At 44.2% G+C, this 20,929-nt stretch carries 15 protein-coding genes and 1 pseudogene; 14 read left to right on the top strand and 2 right to left on the bottom strand.

Going from position 1 to position 20,929, the window contains the following annotated elements:
* The first annotated feature begins 307 nt into the window (after positions 1–307).
* The 5 genes from BN3656_RS04455 to BN3656_RS04435 are packed head-to-tail and all read left to right on the top strand — an operon-like array spanning position 308 to position 5,678.
* Positions 308–1,759: a carboxyl transferase domain-containing protein gene (locus BN3656_RS04455; protein ID WP_066544631.1), complete on the top strand. Its 1,452-nt coding sequence runs from the start codon at positions 308–310 to the stop codon at positions 1,757–1,759.
* 17 nt (positions 1,760–1,776) lie between these two features.
* A complete protein-coding gene (locus BN3656_RS04450) occupies positions 1,777–2,604 on the top strand; it encodes an OadG family protein (protein ID WP_066545266.1) in 828 nt (275 codons plus the stop codon).
* A gap of 32 nt (positions 2,605–2,636) precedes the next feature.
* The gene (locus tag BN3656_RS04445; protein ID WP_066544629.1) at positions 2,637–3,029 is read left to right on the top strand and encodes a biotin/lipoyl-containing protein; all 393 of its coding nucleotides are present in this window, start codon (positions 2,637–2,639) and stop codon (positions 3,027–3,029) included.
* A 50-nt stretch (positions 3,030–3,079) separates the two neighbouring features.
* Entirely contained in the window at positions 3,080–4,225 is a 1,146-nt protein-coding gene (locus tag BN3656_RS04440) for a sodium ion-translocating decarboxylase subunit beta (RefSeq protein ID WP_066544627.1), read from the top strand.
* Positions 4,226–4,265: 40 nt separating this feature from the next.
* Positions 4,266–5,678 (top strand): oxaloacetate decarboxylase subunit alpha, encoded by a 1,413-nt coding sequence (locus BN3656_RS04435; RefSeq protein ID WP_066544625.1) that lies wholly within the window; start codon positions 4,266–4,268, stop codon positions 5,676–5,678.
* Positions 5,679–5,781: 103 nt separating this feature from the next.
* Here the strand turns inward: BN3656_RS04435 and BN3656_RS04430 are convergent, their stop codons facing one another.
* Positions 5,782–7,047 (bottom strand): S8 family peptidase, encoded by a 1,266-nt coding sequence (locus tag BN3656_RS04430; protein WP_096807392.1) that lies wholly within the window; start codon positions 7,045–7,047, stop codon positions 5,782–5,784.
* Between the two features lie 178 nt (positions 7,048–7,225).
* Here BN3656_RS04430 and BN3656_RS04425 point away from each other — a divergent pair, with 178 nt between their 5' ends.
* Entirely contained in the window at positions 7,226–8,587 is a 1,362-nt protein-coding gene (locus tag BN3656_RS04425; protein WP_066544623.1) for a cytochrome c biogenesis protein CcdA, read from the top strand.
* A 160-nt stretch (positions 8,588–8,747) separates the two neighbouring features.
* Here the strand turns inward: BN3656_RS04425 and BN3656_RS04420 are convergent.
* A pseudogene (locus BN3656_RS04420) lies at positions 8,748–8,912 on the bottom strand (IS3 family transposase); the annotation flags it as partial.
* A 412-nt stretch (positions 8,913–9,324) separates the two neighbouring features.
* Between BN3656_RS04420 and BN3656_RS04415 the strand changes: the two are divergent.
* The 8 genes from BN3656_RS04415 to BN3656_RS04380 all read left to right on the top strand — a co-directional run bounded on the left by BN3656_RS04415 (position 9,325) and on the right by BN3656_RS04380 (position 20,926).
* Positions 9,325–11,109 carry a histidine kinase gene (locus BN3656_RS04415; protein WP_066544621.1) on the top strand — a complete coding sequence of 595 codons (1,785 nt, stop codon included), beginning with the start codon at positions 9,325–9,327 and terminating at the stop codon, positions 11,107–11,109.
* A gap of 15 nt (positions 11,110–11,124) precedes the next feature.
* A complete protein-coding gene (locus tag BN3656_RS04410; protein WP_066544619.1) occupies positions 11,125–12,726 on the top strand; it encodes a response regulator in 1,602 nt (533 codons plus the stop codon).
* A 224-nt stretch (positions 12,727–12,950) separates the two neighbouring features.
* Positions 12,951–13,853: a sugar ABC transporter permease gene (locus tag BN3656_RS04405; protein ID WP_066544617.1), complete on the top strand. Its 903-nt coding sequence runs from the start codon at positions 12,951–12,953 to the stop codon at positions 13,851–13,853.
* A gap of 1 nt (position 13,854) precedes the next feature.
* A complete protein-coding gene (locus tag BN3656_RS04400; protein ID WP_066544615.1) occupies positions 13,855–14,697 on the top strand; it encodes a carbohydrate ABC transporter permease in 843 nt (280 codons plus the stop codon).
* 37 nt (positions 14,698–14,734) lie between these two features.
* Entirely contained in the window at positions 14,735–16,117 is a 1,383-nt protein-coding gene (locus BN3656_RS04395) for a sugar ABC transporter substrate-binding protein (protein ID WP_066544613.1), read from the top strand.
* Between the two features lie 124 nt (positions 16,118–16,241).
* A complete protein-coding gene (locus tag BN3656_RS04390; RefSeq protein ID WP_066544612.1) occupies positions 16,242–17,411 on the top strand; it encodes an oligogalacturonate lyase family protein in 1,170 nt (389 codons plus the stop codon).
* A gap of 16 nt (positions 17,412–17,427) precedes the next feature.
* Positions 17,428–19,476: a hypothetical protein gene (locus BN3656_RS04385; RefSeq protein WP_066544611.1), complete on the top strand. Its 2,049-nt coding sequence runs from the start codon at positions 17,428–17,430 to the stop codon at positions 19,474–19,476.
* A 7-nt stretch (positions 19,477–19,483) separates the two neighbouring features.
* Positions 19,484–20,926 carry a serine hydrolase gene (locus tag BN3656_RS04380; RefSeq protein ID WP_066544609.1) on the top strand — a complete coding sequence of 481 codons (1,443 nt, stop codon included), beginning with the start codon at positions 19,484–19,486 and terminating at the stop codon, positions 20,924–20,926.
* Positions 20,927–20,929: the final 3 nt, after the last annotated feature.

The following is a 20,929-nucleotide window of genomic DNA, read 5'->3' as shown; positions in this document are numbered from 1 at the left end:
ATGTGTTTTGCTGAAAAATGTCAAAATATACAGTATGAAAGATAAAAAATGGGCGCTGTTTCATGTACCTGCATAAAGCGAGAGGAACTCTCTGGATGCAGGCATGGGGACTGCGCCCGTTTTTTTGAAAAAATTTGTTAATAATTTATCGAAAACAGGCAATTTCATGGTTCTGGGGTCTTGTCATTTGACAAAAATCTTATTATAATCATATATGGCAGTATTTTTGTTTTTATGCGGAACTGTAAGGGGATTTTTTGCAGTTCCAGCCAGTATTGTAAACTTTAGAATGATGGAGGACTGGAAAATGAGTAATTCAGCACAAACTTCAGCAAGCAGCCGTATTGCATCCCTGCTTGATGAGAACAGTTTTGTTGAAGTCGGCGCGTATATCACCGCTAGAAACACGGACTTTAACATGGCTGAGCAGGAAACACCGGCTGACGGTGTGATTACAGGCTACGGCACCATCGGAGGATGCCTGGTTTATGTATACAGCCAGGATGCATCCGTACTGGGAGGCTCCATGGGTGAGATGCATGCAAAGAAGATCTGCAGCATTTATTCCATGGCTATGAAGATGGGAGCACCTGTGATCGGTCTGGTAGACTGTGCCGGACTGCGTCTGCAGGAGGCAACAGATGCGCTGGATGGCTTTGGAAAGCTGTATTTAAGCCAGGCAATGGCATCTGGTGTGATCCCTCAGATCATGGCAGTATTCGGTACCTGCGGCGGCGGAATGGCTGTGGCAGCCGGAATGGCAGATTTTACCTTTATGGAAGAGAAGTCCGCGCAGCTCTTTGTAAATGCTCCCAATGCATTAGAGGGCAATTATAAGGCAAAATGTGATACAGCGGCAGCTGCATTCCAGAGCAAGGAGTCCGGCGTTGTTGATTTTACCGGTGATGAAGCATCCATTCTGTCTCAGATCCGTACTCTGGTATCCATTCTTCCTGCTAATAACGAAGAGGATCTTTCCGAGGAGGACTGCCAGGATGATTTAAACCGTATGTGCAGCGGCATTGAAGGTCTGGCGGGAGATCCTATCCAGGTATTATCCATGATTTCTGATAATCATTTTGTAATGGAAGTAAAGAAGGATTATGAACCTTCTATGGTAACTGCATTCATCCGTTTAAATGGCGTGACTGTGGGCTGTGTGGCAAACCGCACAGAGCGTTATGAGGATGGAAAGAAGGCAGATGAGTTTGAGGCTGCTTTATCCGGCAAGGGCTGTGACAAGGCAGTGGAGCTGATCAGCTTCTGCGACGCATTCAGTATTCCTCTGCTGACCCTCACAAATGTAAACGGCTATAAGGCAAAGATGTGCAGCGAAAGACGGATCGCCAGAGCAGCAGCCCGCTTAACCTACGCTTATGCAGACGCTACTGTTCCAAAGGTGACTGTAGTAACCGGAAAGGCACTGGGAAGCGCAGGCCTTACCATGGGAAGCAAGAGCCTGGGAACCGACCTGGTATATGCATGGCCAAATGCAGTGATCGGCACTATGGAGCCTGAGGCTGCGGTTAAGATCATGTATGCAAAGGAAATCGAGGCTTCTGATGATGCAGTGGCTCTGATCAGCGAAAAGACTGCCGAGTATACAAAGACTCAGTCCGGAGCAGTGGCTGCCGCAAGAAGAGGCTATGCAGACGATATCATCAAGGCAGAGGAAACCCGCCAGAGGCTGGCAGCTGCATTTGATATGCTTTATACAAAAAGTGAGGACCGTCCTTCAAAGAAGCATGGCACGGTTTAAAGAGGGGTGACATGTATATGAGACGATTATTTAAAAGGATGGCAGCAGCAGTTTTAGTATCTGCCTGCCTGGTAAGTCTGTCTGCCTGCTCTAAAACAGAGGAGGAAACAGAAAGCTTATCCATCAGCATGGACGGTACGCCTGTGGAAGACGCCATGGGACAGTCCCTTCTTTTATCCGCAGCTCAGACTCTGGGCGCTTCCGATGAACAGCTGGTAGTCCAGGGCAAGCTGGCCCAGTCTCAGGGAGATACCGTTTCTGCAGAGCTTTATCAGGCCCAGCTTGATGTGCGGGAAGAGATGGGCGCTCTCCGCAGTGTTGATATTGAGGATGGCTCTGTGGTGCTTCTGGAGGACGGAAGCTATACGGTGATCCTTCCTGTAGAGTTTGCAGAGGGAACCAAAAAGTATGTTATGAACTTGAATATGGCAACACAGCAGATCCAGGCTCAGTTTACCGATATGTCTGCAGGCGTTGAGGAGGACAGCTCCATCGGAGGCCTGTTAAGGACGGCCAGCGTATATACGCTCATCGGTCTTGGAACCGTATTCTGTGTACTGGTATTTATCAGCCTTCTGATTTCCTGCTTTAAGTTCATCCATGCATGGGAAGAAGGACAGAAGAATAAAGCGGCTGATAAGAAGGCAGAACCTGCGAAAGCTCCTGTACCGGCTGTTTCTGCTGCACCGGCAGTTTCTGCTTTACAGACAACAGGACCGGAGCTGGCAGATGATGCAGAGCTTGTAGCAGTGATGGCAGCAGCGATTGCGGCCTATGAGGGAACTTCACCCAACGGTCTGGTGGTACGCTCCATCCGCCGCGTAAGCAGTTCCAGAAGAAGATAAAGACTCATTTCAAATCAAGGAGGAAACAGATCATGAAGACATATACCATTACAGTAAATGGAAAAGCATATGCAGTAACCGTTGAAGAAGGCGCAGCCGCACCAGCCGCTTTTGCAGCCGCACCGGCTCCCGCAGCCCCCGTACCTGCACCGGCACCAGCTCCCGCTGCCGCACCGGCACCAGCTCCTGCTGCACCTGCAGGCGCAGCAGGCTCCGTTAAGGTAACGGCTCCTATGCCTGGAAAAATCGTAGCTGTAAAGGCTGCAGCAGGCCAGGCAGTAAAGAAAGGCGAAACTGTTCTTGTTCTTGAGGCTATGAAGATGGAAAATGACATCGTTGCTCCTCAGGACGGTACCGTTGCCAGCATAAATGTATCCACAGGCGATTCCGTTGAGTCCGGCGCAGTTTTAGCCACTCTGAACTAAGCAGAAACACGGATCCGCAGTAAGTTGGATTCCATTATGGAGGTAACATTATGGATTTTGGCAATTTAGTAACAAACCTTTTGGGACAGATGGCGTTTTTCCATCTGACCATTGGGAACTATGTGATGATCGGTGTGGCGCTGGTCTTCTTATACCTGGCAATCCGCCGGGGATTTGAGCCTCTGCTGCTGATCCCCATCGCATTTGGCATGCTGCTTGTAAATATCTATCCGGAAATCATGTATTCTCCGGAAGAAACGTCCAACGGCATCGGCGGTCTTTTGTGGTATTTCTTTACTCTGGATGAGTGGAGTATCCTTCCGTCCCTGATCTTCCTTGGCGTAGGAGCCATGACAGACTTCGGTCCGCTGATCGCAAACCCCATCAGCTTCCTTATGGGTGCTGCTGCTCAGTTGGGTATCTATGCCGCATATTTCCTGGCAATTTTCCTGGGATTCTCAGGAAAGGAAGCGGCTGCTATTTCCATCATCGGCGGTGCTGACGGCCCTACCTCTCTGTTCCTTTGCAGTAAGCTGGGACAGACCCAGATCATGGGTCCAATCGCAGTTGCAGCTTATTCCTATATGGCTCTGGTTCCTATTATCCAGCCGCCGTTTATGAAGCTGCTCACTACGGATAAGGAGCGCAAGATCAAGATGGAACAGCTCCGTTCCGTATCCAAGCTGGAAAAGATTTTATTCCCGATCATTGTAACAATTGTAGTCTGCCTGATTCTGCCGTCTACTGCTCCATTAGTAGGTATGCTGATGTTAGGAAACCTGTTCCGTGAGAGCGGTGTTGTAAAACAGCTGGCAGAGACAGCATCCAATGCCCTGATGTACATTGTCGTTATCCTGCTGGGTACATCCGTAGGTGCTACTACCAGTGCAGAGGCATTCTTAAATGTAACTACCATCAAGATCGTTCTTTTAGGTCTGGTTGCATTTATTTTCGGTACCGTAGGCGGTATCCTGTTAGGAAAGCTTCTGTGCAAGCTGACCGGAGGAAAGATCAATCCTCTTATCGGTTCCGCAGGCGTGTCTGCCGTACCTATGGCAGCCCGCGTATCCCAGAAGGTTGGTTCCGAGTATGATCCTACCAACTTCCTGCTGATGCACGCAATGGGACCAAACGTTGCAGGCGTGATCGGCACGGCTGTAGCAGCCGGTACTTTTATGGCAATCTTTGGCGTATAAAAGGGAATTTTATCACAGTATTTAAGGAGGATTTTTAACTATGGCAGAGATAGAGAAGAAGCCGGTAAAGATCGTGGAAACCGTCCTGCGTGACGCCCATCAGTCTTTGCTTGCGACCAGAATGTCAACAGAGCAGATGCTTCCCATCATCGATAAGATGGACAAAGTAGGCTACCATGCAGTAGAGTGCTGGGGAGGCGCTACCTTTGATGCCTGCCTGCGTTTCTTAAAGGAAGATCCATGGGAGCGTTTAAGAAAATTAAGAGACGGCTTTAAGAATACAAAGCTGCAGATGCTGTTCCGCGGACAGAATATCCTGGGCTACAACCATTATGCAGATGATGTAGTAGAGTATTTCGTACAGAAGTCCATTGCAAATGGTATTGATATTATCCGTATTTTTGACTGTTTAAATGATATCCGCAATCTGGAGACAGCCGTAAAGGCTACCAAGAAGGAAAAGGGACATGCTCAGATTGCTCTGTGCTATACCCTGGGTGATGCTTATACTCTGGATTACTGGAGAGACATTGCAAGAAAGATCGAGGATATGGGTGCAGACTCTCTGTGTATCAAGGATATGGCAGGTCTTCTGACTCCATATCAGGCGGCAGAGCTGGTACAGGCATTAAAGGAAGGTACAAAGCTTCCGATCGACCTTCATACCCATTATACATCCGGCGTTGCTTCCATGACCTATATGAAGGCCGTAGAGGCAGGCTGTGAGATTATCGACTGCGCCATGTCACCACTGGCTCTGGGAACCAGTCAGCCGGCAACTGAGGTTATGGTTGAGACCTTCAGAGGCACTCCATATGATACAGGCTATGATCAGAATCTTCTGGCGGAAATTGCGGCATACTTCCAGCCGATTCGTGAGGAAGCTTTAAAGAGCGGCCTCTTAAATCCGAAGGTTCTGGGTGTAAATATCAAGACCTTGCAGTATCAGGTACCTGGCGGTATGCTTTCCAACCTTGTAAGCCAGTTAAAGGAAGCAGGACAGGAAGACAAGTATCAGCAGGTATTAGAGGAGATTCCAAGAGTAAGAAAAGACTTCGGAGAGCCACCTCTGGTAACTCCTTCTTCTCAGATCGTTGGTACACAGGCAGTTCTCAACGTGCTTATGGGTGAGCGCTATAAGATGGTTCCGAAGGAGTCCAAGAAGATCATGCTTGGTGAGTTCGGACAGACTGTAAAGCCATTTAATCCGGAAGTACAGAAGAAGATCATCGGTGACGAGACGCCGATCACCTGCCGTCCGGCAGATCTGATCCAGCCTCAGCTTTCTCAGTTTGAGAAGGAATGCGCTCAGTGGAAGCAGCAGGATGAGGACGTATTAAGCTACGCTCTGTTCCCGGCTGTAGCCAAGGAGTTCTTCCAGTACAGAGAAGCACAGCAGAAAAAGGTAGATGTGACTGTAGCTGATAAGGAAAATAAGGCTTACCCTGTGTAAATGACGGGATAAAACTGCATATGTAAAATAAAACAGCCTTCTGGCTGACGGTGCTTTTGATGAGTCCCGGCAGCCGGCAGGCTGTTTTTTTGGAAATAAATGATTATTTTTCCCACTTCATAGCCGCCGCCACATCCAGCATACCGCTGGAAGCGGTTTTTCCCTTTAAGGGGGCCAGCTTATGAACTGTGGAAAGAAGGGCAGTTTTTACATCTGAAAGGCTGAGATCCGGACGACCGGAGTAGAGAAGAGCCGCTGCGCCTGTGACCATGGGAGCAGCCATGGAGGTACCGGTCATATAGGCGTAGGTATCGGCTGGTACGGTGCTCAGGATATAGGTTCCGGGAGCAGCCAGATCTACGTTTATCTGTCCGTAGTTGGAGCTTTCATCCAGATGACCGTTAAACAGAAGATTTCCCGTGGTAATAATATTATCATAGGGGAAGCTGGCAGGATAAACCGGATGTCTGTCAATGTCATAGCCGATTTCATACTGGTTGCCGTTTCCGGCAGCAGCCACAAAGAGCATATGGGAATCCCGGATGGCGGCCTCAAATTCAGGGGAGGTTTGTCCGGAGCCAAAGCTTAAATTGCAGATTTGCGCTCCATTGGCTTCTGCGTAGCGGATTGCCTCGATTACGCTTTCAGGAGATCCCTTTCCTTCTTCTCCTCCCAGGGCTTTTAATACCATGATTTTTATATAATGGCTGTCTCCGATGCCGGCTATGCCGCCGTTTCCCTTTACAGCTGCGATGGTTCCTGCTCCGTGGGTGCCGTGGGTATCTTCATCGCCTGCAAAGAGCTGATTGGTATTTGAAATGAAATTCCAGCCGTTTACATCATCAACATAGCCGTTTCCGTCATTGTCAATGGAATCTCCGGGGATTTCATCCTCATTGATCCAGATGGCGTCCTTTAAATCCTTATGGGAGGTGTCGATTCCTGTGTCGATCACAGCCACAGTGACAGGGCGTTTATCGGGCTGCTGCCCATAGAGCTGCCAGGCTTCCTTAATATTGATATCAATACCCAATACGGCGTCCGTCTGAATGGCGTCGTAATTGCTGGGACCGAGAGGCGGCAGGGAAATGCCGTCAATGCCGCTTTCTCCATAGTGAACATAGATACTGTCTAATGTGCGGATATTCAGCTTTCGTTCCGTTCTCTGCAGGTTACCCATATTGCGCAGGGCCCATTGATATTCGGAATATTCGTCGCCGGAAGAAACAGCTTCTACTCCGGGTCCGCTGAAAAAAAGTGAAAAATCCCGGCTGCCGTTCTTTGCGCCTAAAGCCGTAAGCGGGGAAGATGATGCTGTCATAGAAATGGAAAGCGCCGCTGAAAGGGCTGCTGCCATAAAATGGTTCATATCTGAAAACTCCTTTCCTGAGGCTGTATTATATCATATTTTTAAAATATATGCCAATATTGGCGCAGATGAACTTTTTATGAACTTTTGAAATAATATTTGTCTGTGACAAGCTCACTTGACAAAAGGGCAGATATCAGGGTATAAAAAGAGTACATTTTAGAATTGGAGGTTATTTATGGGATTTACATTGGATGTAAGTATATCTGCAGTAACCGTATTTTTACAGGGTCTTCTAAGCTTCTTCTCCCCTTGTGTGCTGCCTTTGCTGCCCCTTTATATCGGCTATCTTTCCGGCGGAACAGCCGTAAAGGGCGAAGACGGAAAGATTCATTATAAACAAAGCAAAGTGTTGGTTCATACCCTTTTCTTTGTGGCAGGAGTCAGCTTTGCCTTTTTTCTTCTGGGGCTTGGCGTATCGGCTGTAGGAGGATTTTTTCACAGCCACCAGGCTATGTTTGCACGGGTGGGCGGTATTCTCGTGATGCTGTTTGGCCTGTATCAGCTGGGGATATTTGGAACATCCTCGGTTCTGGGAAGGGAGCACCGTCTTCCGTTTCAGCTGGACCGCCTTGCCATGTCTCCGGTTACTGCCCTGCTCATGGGCTTTACCTTCAGCTTTGCCTGGACGCCCTGTGTGGGACCGGCTCTTACAAGCGTCCTTCTGATGGCCGCTTCCGCGGCGACCAGATCACAGGGCTTTGGCCTGATTGGCGTTTATACGCTGGGCTTTGTGCTGCCGTTTCTGTTTGTGGGGCTTTTTACCACCCGGCTTCTGGAACTGTTTAGGAAATACAGGGGAGTGGTACGGTATACGGTAAAGATCGGCGGTATCCTTATGGTGCTTATGGGTATTCTGATGTTTACCGGGAAAATGAATGATGTGACCGGATATTTATCACGCATTTCCGGCACACAGGTTCCCCGGACGGAGCGTATGGAAGAAGGCACTGTGGCGGAGAAAGCAGAAGCAGATAACGAAGGAGAAAGTACAGAGTCCGGGACAGGCGGGCCTGAAAGCACAGCTGCTTCAGAGGAGGCTTCCGGTGAAACAGCGCCTGCAGAAACGGCAGCCGATGCGCGTCCCGTGATTCCGGCAGTTGATTTTGAACTGGAGGATCAGTACGGAAATATTCACAGACTGGAGGATTACAGAGGAAAGACGATTTTTCTGAACTTTTGGGCAACCTGGTGTCCGCCCTGTAAGGCTGAGATGCCGGATATTCAGAAGCTGTATGAAAAGTCTGCCACAGAGGGAGAGGATGCGGTAATTGTTCTGGGCGTTGCTGCGCCCAATATGGGACAGGAAGGCTCTGAGGAAGAAATTGCCGCATTTATGGAAGAAAAAGGGTATACTTACCCGGTACTGATGGACACAGAGGGAGAGCTGTTTAATTCCTATGGTATCATGTCCTTCCCAACCACCTTTATGATTGACCGGGATGGAAACGTATTTGGATATGTGAGCGGTATGCTGTCAGCGGATATGATGGACAGCATTGTACGTCAGACGTTGGACGGGAAGATGGAAGGAAGATAAAACAGCATAAAATAAGATTGCCGCAAAAGCAATGGAATCCTGTTTTTAAAGAGGAATTGCTTTTGCGGCAATTTTTTATATTATGTTACAACTTATATCAATCAGTTATCGGTGTTATGGTCAAGCTTGTTTGTAACACTCTTAATTTCTATCACAGGGTTTATACGACTCCGTAGCGAGTCTCATAAGGCGTTTTGTAGTCATTATAAGAATGCGGATGTACATGATTATATTGTACATATGCAAATTCTTTGATTGCTGTGTAGAGTTCTTTCTCTGTGCGATAATAATGTTGGTAAATAAGATCATTTTTCAATGTGTTGAAATCATCTGAGCCCCCAATAATTGTTGTATTTCTGAAGGAAATTGATGATCCTCTGATAGATTTCCTTCGCAAAGAATGCCGCTGCTTTTTTAGAAAATCACTTTCCTTCCGGAGTTCTGCAAGCTGCTTTTTGAACTGAATTTGATTGTTTTTCCTGTTCTGAAAATCATGTCCTACATTAGTACAGCACATAAGCAGGGATACAATGCATTCATAGCAATCAAACATGCAATATCGGGTTATCCGGAGTTCACCTTTGAATAAGGGTTGTTCTGAATAGTTAGAAATTAATAAATACAGATTGCATTTTCGATTTCCATCATCTAAACTATAGTCAAAAATATCTGTCATTTTATTTGAATCAAAAATACTGTGGCAAAAGCAAAATAATAAAACATTTGGGAGAGAAGAAATGAAAAAATACGAAGGATTACGAAAGTGGTATGAAAAAATCACCTTCCACCGGCTTCTGACATTATCCATGGTGTCTCTTGTCAGTATCGTATTTATAAGTTTCAGTATGATAGTGACAAATCTGTCGGAAGCGAAAATAAGACAGAATGTAAAGGATAATATGTCAATTGTAGTAAAACAGTTTGATGTATATCTGGATAATTATATATCTAACGTATATAAGGGCTTTCTGGCCTTGGAATCCGATCAAAACCTGCTTTGGCTGCGCAGTATGAAATCTGACAGATATCGGCTGTCCCATGCGGCAGCCAGCTATATTTATCTGAATAAGCTCCTAAATCAGTTTCTAAATGTCAATTCTGCCTGCGTCCATAATGTATATCTGAATTTCGGGGATGGAAAGGTATTGACTCAGGCATATAACAAAAATTTGTTGAAAATTCATTATACATACCAGACGTGGAAAGAACGATTTCCTGAAAATAAGTATTACTGGGTAGATGCGGATTCCTGCAGAGATCTGATACCAGATGAAGAGGTTGGCGCTGTACTGTTTCATCTATATGAAGGAAAGCAGAATGGAATCATCCTCATTGCACTGAAACAGGATTTTTTTGAAAATATACTGGATGTAACTGCACTGGATCAGGAGGCCAGCCTGAGCATACTGACTGATTACGGAAGTATGCATTTCGGACAACAGGCTGCATGGAATGTGGTGCAGGACAACAGGGATTATCTGATTGAAAATGCAGAGCGAAACGGCGGTATTCAAACAGAGCTTTTGGATAATTATTATTTTATGTATGAGAATATTGATCTGACCGGATGGAAGCTTGTTTATAATGTCAAAGAAAGCAGTATTTCCAACGCCCATTATATTATGCGCGATGTAATGATTATTACGATAACCATGATTGCAGTCATGGCAGGACTTTTGGGGCTTCTGTCTAATGCAGTCAGTTATTCGCTTCGGGCATTGACAAAAAAAGTAGAGGATACAGATATTCTGGATCATGAGATATCTCTTCATTCTTATGCAGAGATTACTACTCTGAGCAACAGTCTGGAGAAAATGCGCCAGCGTATTAACCATCTGTTAAAACAGGTGGAACTGGAACAGGAGGCTAAACGGCAGATTGAGGTTGCTTTGCTGCAGGAACAGATCCATCCACATTTTCTGTATAATACACTGTATTCTATTATCCAACTGTGCGAATTGAAAAAAACAGAGAAAGCCAGTGAGATGCTTACGGCTCTGGCTACCTTTTATCGCATTGGTCTGAACAGAGGAGAAAATATTATTACGGTAGAAGAAGAACTGAGGCATGTGAAAAATTATCTCTTTATCCAGCATTTCAGGTATTCGGATCTCTTTGATTATACCATTGACTGTGACACGGAAATTTTAAAATGCCGTATTCCGAAAATGTCCCTGCAGCCTCTGGTAGAGAATGCCATCTACCACGGGATCAAACAAAAGCATGACTTCGGAAATATATGTATTTTAGGCGGAACCTACGACGGAGAAAACGCTTATTTGGAGGTGCATGATGATGGCCCAGGTATGGATGAGGCGCATCTGAAAAAGATCCAATCCTGCCTTCGCGATGGAATTTCCGGGGAGGATACGGTAAGCTTCGGACTGAAAAATGTAGATTCCCGAATCAAATTTGAATTTGGCACACAATATGGTCTTGAAATCGAATCCCTGCCTCAGAATACCTGTGTAAGAATCTGTTTTGCCATGAAGAACATGAAAAAGGAATCTGTCCAAGTCTAAAGGAGAAGAAAAATAATGAGAAGATATAGCATCCTGTTTATTGATGATGAGGAGCTTATAAGAGAAAGTTTTTTACAGCTGGTTGACTGGGAGGCTCATCAATTTGATGTTGCAGGAACGTTTAAAAATGGAGAAACAGCCTGGGAATATCTAAAGTCCCATCCGGTAGATATTATTATTACGGATATCAATATGCCTTTTATGAATGGAATCAATCTGTTGGAACATATTCGAATGGAAAAATTAAAAACCAGAGTACTGTTTCTTACTGGATATGAATATTTTGAATATGCCCATAAGGCAGTACAGCTTCAGGCCTTTGATTTTCTTTTAAAACCGATAACAACAGAAAAGCTTTTAAGTGCAGTAGAACGTGCAGCCTTCGATATTGAAAAGGAGGAGGCAGCAGCGGAAGCTGTGGGAAAAAGCCAGGAGCTTTCCCGCAGCAATTTTATTAATCGGATGCTGTATGGAAAAATAAAAAAGGAAGATATAAATAAAGAGGCTATGGGGGTGGGAATTCCAACAGAAGTAGGATGTTATCTGGTAATGATGGCGGCTGTAGATGTATTGAAGAGCCAAAAGGTTTTGGAGGGCGAGATAGGAGAGTCAAAACGACAGCTTCAGATGAAAATTTTACAGAAAAAAGATATGTTAACGGAAGAAACAGGGGAGCATTTTGAATTATATTTTGCCAGAAATGTAAGCACACACATTCAGATGGTACTGGCAGCTCAGAAAAAAGATGTGTTTAATCCTGCTTTTATACGTATGTTTATAGACAGAATTTTGGAGCTGGAAAAAGAAGAACTGTGGTGCCGCATTACTTTGGCAGTGGGAAGAAGCCGCAGATATATAGAAGAATTACCCGAATCCTTCAAAAGAGTTCGCCATGCTGTAGATAATCGCCATATGTTAAAAGGAAAAGGCTGGAAGGTGATTTATGCCTCTGATTCCGTTCAGGAAAGAAAAGAAGAAATACAAATCGTTCTTCCAACAGATACTTTTCTGCATCACATCCGCATGGGAATGACAGAAGAGGTGGAGGCAGATATTAAAAATATTTATGAACCCTTCCGCCACAAAAAATACATATCTCTGGAATCAGCTAAAATGGTAACAACAGAACTGGCAATCACGGCCTTTAAGGGAGAAGCTTCTTCTGGAGATGAATCTGTCAGTTATCTATATTATTTAAACCATATTCAACAGCTGAATACCCTGGATGAAATGGAGGATGATATCCTGCGTTTTGCAGTCAGCATCGCAGAAAAGCGCAAAAAAGGAGGGAATCACAAAAAGAAAATTGCAGAACAGGCTCTGGAATATTTAAAACGCAATTATAATAAGGAGGATCTGAGCCTGAATGATATTGCAGCCTTTTTGAATATCAGTGTTCCGTATTTGGCTGTTCTGTTTAAACAGGAAACGAAACAGAATTTCAGCGCTCATTTGTTGGAGGTTCGAATGGAAAAGGCGAAGGAGCTTCTGCGTACAACCGGATACACAGTTAATGAAATCGCAGAGCAGGTGGGCTATAACAGTTCTCAGTATTTTGCTGTATGTTTTAAAAAATATACGGGCATTTCTCCCGGAGTCTACCGGGATCAGATATAAAAATATTCGGCAACCTTGCCTTCCGATCAGGAAGGCTCTTCTTTTTTTGCCAAATACATCCCTTTTTATTGCCTCTATTTTGTGCAAATCAACTTTATACAATATAAAAAACAATACAAAAAACACTCATACAGTATAAAAAATTAAACATTTTATATAGAAAAGAATCTGTAAACAGGATGTCCTGTTTTATATAATAAAATCATCAGAAGGGAGGAACAATCATGAGACTAAAAGTAAAGACCGGCATTGCCAAAAAGGACATGATGCCTTATTTATTTCTGATGCCGGCAATGTTTTTTATCTTGGCATTTCTTGCATATCCGCTGGTAACTGTGTTTTTCTACAGCCTGCAGAGCTATGATGTAACCAAAATTGCTGATAAAGGATTTGTGGGACTTGAAAACTTCGAAAACTTATTTGGAGACAAGATTTTTTATCGTTCTCTGGGCGTATCTGTCAAATGGGTTCTGGTAGAGGTTTGTTCCCAGCTTGTTTTTGGAATATTGCTTGCTCTGCTCCTCGATAAGAAATTTAAAGGAAGAGGCATCTATCGTTGTATCGTATTCTTTCCGTGGGCAGTATCCGGTGTTTTAACTTCTATGCTTTGGTCACTGATCTATAATGAAAATATCGGACTTTTAAATTCTATCTGCCGGGATCTGGGGTTGATCTCTAAAAATATGGCCTGGCTGGGAAATATGAAAACCGTATTTAAGGCAACAGCAGTTGCTGAGATCTGGAGGGGTATTCCTTTCTTTGCAATCACCATTCTCGCAGCACTGCAGAATATTCCATCCGATCTTCATGAGGCCTGCGTTGTAGATGGAGCAACTACCCTTCAGGAGATTTTTCTGGTTAAGCTGCCAATTTTAAAGGATACTATCATTTTGACTACCCTGCTTCGGGCAGTGTGGGAATTCAACAATGTAGACCTGATCTTTACTTTGACAGGCGGCGGTCCTTCTTACCGAACGACCACATTGACAATGTATATGACTAATATGTCTGTAAAAAATGGAAATTACGGATATGGTTCTACTTTAGCAGTGATTGCTTTCTTCATTTTGCTGATCTTTGCTGGAGTTTATCTGAAAATGTCCGGTTACGGAAAGGAGGATGCATAAAATGGGAACTCATAAAGCAAAAAAAATATGGTTCAAACTTGCATTTTCCGCAGCTCTTATTGTTATACTGCTTTTTATCCTGTTTCCAATTTACTGGTGTCTGGCCACGTCGTTTAAACCTTCTGCAGAGATTACCTCCAAGACCGTTACATACTGGCCGGCAGCATTTACCCTGAAAAATTATTCGGAAGCATGGACGAAAAGCGGATTCAGTACATATTTTAAAAACAGTTTGTTCATTTCAGCATTTGGTGTAATGTTTATTGTTGTGATCTCCGTACTGACGGGATACGCACTGTCCCGTTTTAAATTCAAAGGAAAAAATATATTTATGCTGATCCTTCTTTGTACGCAGTTCATTCCTGGGGCCATGCTGATTACACCGATTTTCATTATTTTTAAGAATCTGGGTATGTTAAACAGCCTGTTTGCACTGGTGCTTGTAAATACTACCTTCCATTTCCCATTTAATTCCATACTGATGCGGGGATTTGTAGGAGGAATTGATTATACCATTGAGGAGGCCGCACAGATTGATGGATGCAGCCGTTTGGGGGCAATCTGGCATGTACTGCTTCCGGTATTAAAACCTGGTATCGCTACCATTGCTGCATACGGATTTATTTCCTGTTGGAATGAATTTCTCTTCTCATTTATGTTTATCAGCAAGCAAAATAAGCTGACCCTTCCTGTAGGTTTAAAAAATCTGGTAGGCGAGTTCAGTATTAATTATGGACAGCTGGCGGCTGGTGCTGTAATCGCTGTTGTGCCTACTCTGATCCTTTTCAGCTATGTTCAGAAAAATCTGGTGGGCGGACTCAGTTCAGGAGCAGTTAAGGGATAATGACATCCCAGATTTATAAAAAGGAGTGTAGATGACTATGAAAAAAATGAAAAAAGTATTGGCATGCACAATGGCAGCAGCTATGGCAGCAGCGCTGACAGCCTGCGGTGGTTCCGGAGACAGTGAGACGCCTGCGGCAGCATCATCCGAATCAAAATCAGAGGCTGCTGAAGCAAAGACAGAAGAGGCAAAATCAGAAGCTTCCGGTGATAAGGTAACTGTTACCTTCTGGGACGAAAATGCAGGTGATCAGCGTACCGAGTTTTATATGGAAATTATTGAAAAATTTGAAGAAGAAAATCCGGATATCCATATCGAATATCTGGGACTTTCCTCCAGCGATGCTCTTTCCAAATACCAGACAGCAATCGCAGCCGGTGAAACACCTGACGTAGGCGGTTTAAATAACTCCTGGGCATCGACAGTAATCGGACAGGGCCACTGCGTAGCTCTGGATGATATGTTCACTTCCTGGGAAGGCTCCAAGGATATGGAAGAGGGGTATATGGAAACCTGCCGCACCTATAACAAGGACGGTAAGCTGTACATGATGCCTACATCTGCCAATTTTATTACTTTATGGACAAATGATAAGATGCTTGCAGAAGCTGGAGTAGAAGCCCCTAAGACCTGGGATGATTTCTTTGAGGCAGCCGAGAAGCTAACCGATAAGGATAATGACCAGTATGGCTATACTATCCGCGGCGGTGCGGCTTCACCTGCGGTATTAATTGACTTTATTTATTCTTATCTGGGAACAAATGAAGTATTTGACGCGAATGGAAAGACAACTATTAATTGCGATGAGGCAGTTGCTTTCCTTGAAAAATATCTTGGACTGTATGGGAAATATACGCCTGAAAGTGATATTACCGCAGGTTACAAGGAAATTTCTGCAAATTTTGACTCTGGCGTATGTGCAATGTTTACACACAACCTTGGATCTTATGGCAGCCATGTAACAGCATTCGGCGGAACCGAAGGCTTTACCGCCAATCCGCTTCCTACAGCAGACAACGGCAAATACATCAATTACGGCGGTGCTTTAACTGGTCTTTGTATGTTTGATACCTGCGAGAATCAGGAAGCGGCATGGAAATGGATTACATTTATGTGTGATCATTATGCAAACAGCTTCTGGAATCAGTCCATCGGACAGCTTCCAACCAATACTGCCTGCTATGAAGATGAATGGATGAGCGAAATGCAGCACATCCAGTGCGCCATCGAAACTACCAGTCAGGATAATTGCCTGACATATACCTCTCCGGCATATCTGCCTGAATGGGGCAACATCAATTCTACCTATATTGAGCCAGGTATCCAGTCTGTAATGTCCGGCGATATGACAGCAAAGGAACTGCTTGATTTGTGGGCAGAGCACTTAAATGAGGCTTATGCAAATTATATGGCAAACTAAAAAATTGCAGCAGATTTAAATTTTTACCCAAAATATAAAAAGCGGGCGCGCCGGCGGTTATACCGGCACGCCCGCTTTTACGCAAAAAATAAAAAGGCAAAAGGAAAAAGTAGGAGGAACAGCTATGATCGGAACAGTATACCCATCCGAAAAGAGGACTTATACAGATGAAAAAAGCGGTGCACAGATTACACAGCTTACAAATCAGGGGATAAATTATCATTTTTATTTTACGGAAAATTCTTTTGACCTAGATGGAAAAACCATATATTTTCTGTCCAACAGAGAACACGAGGGTACAGAAATATGCAATCTGTTTAAAATGGATCTGGACAGCGGGGAAATGGTACAACTGACAGATGACCCACTGGGGGTAGAGGTAGGAAGAATCACCAAGACGCCTGACGGAGAATATGTGGCTTATGTTACCGGCTCCCAACTGCGTCTTTACAATACAAAGACCGGAGAAAATAAACTTCTGTACGAAGAAAAAAATCATATGCTGCTGCAGAATCTTTCCTTCAGCTGTGACAAGCAATGGATCGGCTTCAACAGAAATGAAGATGTGGATGCACTGCCGGACGGTGGTCCTAATTATGCCGGTTTTAAAGAGAAAATGTTTGCTACAAAGGATGGACGTGTTTCTGTTATCCGTTTGGATGGAAGTGAATTTCATGATGTATTCCGGGATACGCACTGGTTAAGCCATTTTCAGTTTTCTCCAGATAATCCAGATATTGCCATGTTCTGTCACGAAGGCCCATGGAATTATGTACAGCAGAGAATCTGGATGATCAATATGAATACAGGTGATATCTGGCCTTGTTTCCGACAGACAGAGGATGACTGTGTGGGACATGAATTCTGGGCGCAAAACGGAGATGTGATCTTTGACAATCGGCGGGGCGGCCATGATGGAACTATCTCAAACTCAAAAAGCCAGGTTTATGCGTCGGAACATGTAAGCGCAGAGATACCTTATTTTGGTTTTGCCCATAAGGACGGTAAGGTATACCGGAAAATCAATATGCCCTTCTACTGCAACCATTATTTTGCCAATGGAGATTTGTCCATGTTTGCAGGGGATGCAGTGGATGACATTCTTCTGATCCAGCCAGCAGAAGATGGGACGGCAAAAATGAAGATATTGGCACATCATAATACTACTTGGCATTATCAGCGTTCACACTGTCACCCTACGTTCAGTTGGGATGGAAAGAAGCTTTTGTATGCAGCAGATACAGATGAATGGCATGACAACCTGTTTCTGGTAGATGTACCGGAATCCATTTAACTGACGGAGAAATACAATGAAACGAGATATAATACTGAGAAAGGAAGACTTTCACGATTTTCCTATTGGTGAATTTCCGTATGACAGAGATCATACTGCTGCCGGTGAATATCATTATATTGTAGAAGAGGGGTACCGAGGAGTCTGGTATGATCCGGTCTGCAATTATACCTATAATGGTACGGGCCCCACCTGGATTATTACCGAATATCAGGGGGTTCATTATATGGAATCTATGAGGATCGAAAAAAACAGGCCTCACAGAATATTTCCAACTCTGGAAACAGGAGAAAAAGAGTGGGGGGAATATACGGTATCCGTAAAATTGAGACGTCTTTCTACGAAAGGTACAGCAGGAATCGTTTTCTGTATGAGAGACAGTATCGATACACTGGCGTTCTGTCTGGAAAACAGAGACAGGGCTGTTCTTTCTTATCGTCACAAAGAAGATATAATGACTTTGGCAGAAGCAGAATTTCCTCATGGCTGCGATGAATTTTACCTTTTGGAGGCAATCTGTCATGAAGGATATGTGGATTGCCGTATCAATGGACATCTGCTGTTTTCTGTTTCTGTACAACAGGCTTTAAGAGGCGGAAGGGTAGGAATTACCGCAGATTGTCCTTCTCAATTTACTGATTTTGAAACTTTGGTATCAACGGAAGAATTTCAGGCAATCCAAGAACGTACAAGACAGGCAAAGGAATTGGAAGAAAACGAGATGTCTTCTCATCCGGCCATGAAACTGTGGAAAACCATTGACCTTCAGGATTTCGGCACCAGCCGACAGGTTCGTTTCGGCCATCTGACAGGAACAGACGAATGGTTTGTGGTATTGGCACAGATGCAGAAGCGTATCAGCCGGGATGCCTACGGTTTTATAAGCTGTCTGACAGCTATTGACTTGGAAGGCCGTGTTCTGTGGCAGCTGGGAGAGCCTTCGATTAATGCGAATATCTTGGGAAAGGTTTCTGCTGATATGCCATTTCAGATATATGATATCGACGGAGATGGAAAAGATGAGGTAATTGTAGGGAGAAATTTTGAAATTCAGATTCTGGAAGGAACCACCGGAAAAATAAAAAAATCAGTAAAAACCCCCTGTTCTGATGACAATGACAGTGAACTAATCGGAGTGCCCTATCAAATCTACGCCTTTGACAGAATCAACCCGGATGGCATTCGTATCTGCAATTTCAGAGGAAAAGACCGACCGGCAGATATTCTGATCAAGGATCGATACTGCCGTGTCTACGCTCTCGATGAAAATTTAAATCTTCTATGGAAATACCGAAGTCATAAAAACACGGGGCATTGTCCGCTGCCAGTGGATATTAACGGAGACGGACGGGATGAAGTGCTGGTGGGTTATACCATGTTGGATGCAGACGGATGTGAGCTTTGGACCTATCCCATCACAGAAGATCATACCGATGAAATAGTAGCCGGAAAATTTCGCGGAGATGGAACGGGATATTTTGCCTGTGTATCCGGAACCCAGGGTTTTTTTATTGGTGATTTTTATGGAAATATAGTAACCAGAGATCTGATTGGCCACGCCCAAAGAGTCAGCGTAGCCAATTATTGTCCGGAAAGACCTGGATTTGAGCTTGCGGTGGTAAATTTCTGGGGACATCAGGGTGTAATTTACCTTTATGATTCAGATGGGAAAGAATTATGGGAGATAGAAAATAAAATGAACGGCAATATTCTGTGTCCTGTAAATTGGGACGGCAGCGGACAGGAACTAATCCTGATCAATGCAGATCCCTTCAATGGCGGATTGATGAATGGGAAGGGTATTCGATCTGTCTCCTTCCCTGATGATGGACATCCGACTTTGTGCTGTGAAGCAATCAATCTGACCGGTGACGAACGGGATGAACTGGTAGTATGGGATTACCACAGTATGTATATCTATACACAGGAAGACAGCCCCAGGCCCCAAAGTTACCACCCTGTAAAATTCCCGATTTACAATGCGTCTAATTATCGAGGCGAATATGCTTATCCAGATAACTTCTATCTGGATTTCAGTAAAAAAGAGCGTCAAAAAGGAGAGTGAACGTATCATGAAAATTAGTACACCAGAAAAGCAGGGAATCTCTTCCCGTTCCCTGCTCCGTTTTATTGACCGATTAGAAGAACAGAAAATACCCGTTCACAGTATCCTCATTGCAAGACACGGATATTTAGTATTGGAAGCCTACTATAAGCCCTATGAAAGACATACGCTGCATCGTATGTTTTCACAGACCAAAAGCTATACCTCTCTGGCTATTGGCCTTTTGGTATCTGAGGGACGAATTTGCCTTCAGGATAAAATTTGCAATTATTTCCCGGAATATCTTCCGGGAAAGGTACATCCCTGGATGACTGAAATGACGATAGAAGATATGCTGAAAATGGAAACCTGCCATAACATGACAACCTATAATAAAACCAGCTCTACGGAAAACTGGGTCAGAAGTTTTTTCCAGACCGTTCCAACTCATCGCCCAGGAACTGTTTTTATGTACGATACATCTTCTTCCCATACGCTTTGCGCGCTGGTAGAAAAATTAACCGGTCAGAAACTGCTGGATTTTCTGAAGGACAGGCTATTGCGTCAGATCGGCTTTTCCGAAGAAAGCTATATTATGCCAGATCCATTTGGCGTTTCTATGGGTGGCACAGGACTGATGGCAAAACCAATAGATATGATGCGGGTGGGACTGATGATCCTGAATGGAGGAAAACACCCGGATGATTATGGACAGTCAAAAGGAAAACAGGTGTATCCGAAGGAATATCTGGATCAGGCTCTGGCTTTTCAGACACCTACCATTATGAGTTCCACCAGAGATTGGGGATACGGATATCAGTTCTGGAAGATGCCGGATAATGGTTTCGCCATGTTGGGAATGGGAAGCCAGAACACCTTGTGTTTCCCCAAGCAGGATATGGTTATTGTAATGACCTCTGACACCCAGGGAATTCCAAACGGTGATGATATGATTATTCATAGTATCCGCACAGAGATCTTTGAAACATTATCAGATGATATGCTTCCTGAAGATGACGGATTGCAGAAAATGATGAAAAACAGGCTGGCAAATCTGACACTGCCGGTATTGAACGTACAAAACAAAGAAAATCTTCAGGAAACTATAGATAGAAAAAATTACTTTTTTTATCCTAACAAAAACGGATTTAAGCGACTGCGGGTCATTTTTGAAAATAAGCAACAGGGAATTCTGGAATATGAAAATGAGCGTGGAACTCATCAGATTTTTTTTGGCATAGGAAAACACAGGAATTGCCTGTTTCCTGAATACAGACAGCTGTGCGTATCATCAGCCACCTGGTGTGACAGGGATACCCTTTACATCTGCTCCCAACTAACTGATGAATTAGTGGCGGCCATTCATTTTAAACTTGTATTCTCTGAAAATGGGACTCTTACCCTTATGATGAAAAAAACAGAGGAAACCCAATTTAACGAATTTCAGGGTGTGCTGACAGCATCCCTTTAACTG

It is taken from the genome of Clostridium sp. AT4, from assembly GCF_001517625.2.
GTDB lineage: Bacteria > Bacillota > Clostridia > Lachnospirales > Lachnospiraceae > Enterocloster.
The sequence above is the reverse complement of the archived record's forward strand: the minus strand, read 5'-3'. Positions and strand labels throughout refer to the sequence as shown.

Coding starts and splice junctions, on each gene's coding strand:
- BN3656_RS04405 (WP_066544617.1), top strand. CDS start 12,951: ATGAGACTAAAAGTAAAGACCGGCATTGCCAAAAAGGACATGATGCCT.
- BN3656_RS04410 (WP_066544619.1), top strand. CDS start 11,125: ATGAGAAGATATAGCATCCTGTTTATTGATGATGAGGAGCTTATAAGA.
- BN3656_RS04435 (WP_066544625.1), top strand. CDS start 4,266: ATGGCAGAGATAGAGAAGAAGCCGGTAAAGATCGTGGAAACCGTCCTG.
- BN3656_RS04425 (WP_066544623.1), top strand. CDS start 7,226: ATGGGATTTACATTGGATGTAAGTATATCTGCAGTAACCGTATTTTTA.
- BN3656_RS04450 (WP_066545266.1), top strand. CDS start 1,777: ATGAGACGATTATTTAAAAGGATGGCAGCAGCAGTTTTAGTATCTGCC.
- BN3656_RS04455 (WP_066544631.1), top strand. CDS start 308: ATGAGTAATTCAGCACAAACTTCAGCAAGCAGCCGTATTGCATCCCTG.
- BN3656_RS04380 (WP_066544609.1), top strand. CDS start 19,484: ATGAAAATTAGTACACCAGAAAAGCAGGGAATCTCTTCCCGTTCCCTG.
- BN3656_RS04395 (WP_066544613.1), top strand. CDS start 14,735: ATGAAAAAAATGAAAAAAGTATTGGCATGCACAATGGCAGCAGCTATG.
- BN3656_RS04385 (WP_066544611.1), top strand. CDS start 17,428: ATGAAACGAGATATAATACTGAGAAAGGAAGACTTTCACGATTTTCCT.
- BN3656_RS04390 (WP_066544612.1), top strand. CDS start 16,242: ATGATCGGAACAGTATACCCATCCGAAAAGAGGACTTATACAGATGAA.
- BN3656_RS04440 (WP_066544627.1), top strand. CDS start 3,080: ATGGATTTTGGCAATTTAGTAACAAACCTTTTGGGACAGATGGCGTTT.
- BN3656_RS04445 (WP_066544629.1), top strand. CDS start 2,637: ATGAAGACATATACCATTACAGTAAATGGAAAAGCATATGCAGTAACC.
- BN3656_RS04400 (WP_066544615.1), top strand. CDS start 13,855: ATGGGAACTCATAAAGCAAAAAAAATATGGTTCAAACTTGCATTTTCC.
- BN3656_RS04415 (WP_066544621.1), top strand. CDS start 9,325: ATGAAAAAATACGAAGGATTACGAAAGTGGTATGAAAAAATCACCTTC.
- BN3656_RS04430 (WP_096807392.1), bottom strand. CDS start 7,047: ATGAACCATTTTATGGCAGCAGCCCTTTCAGCGGCGCTTTCCATTTCT.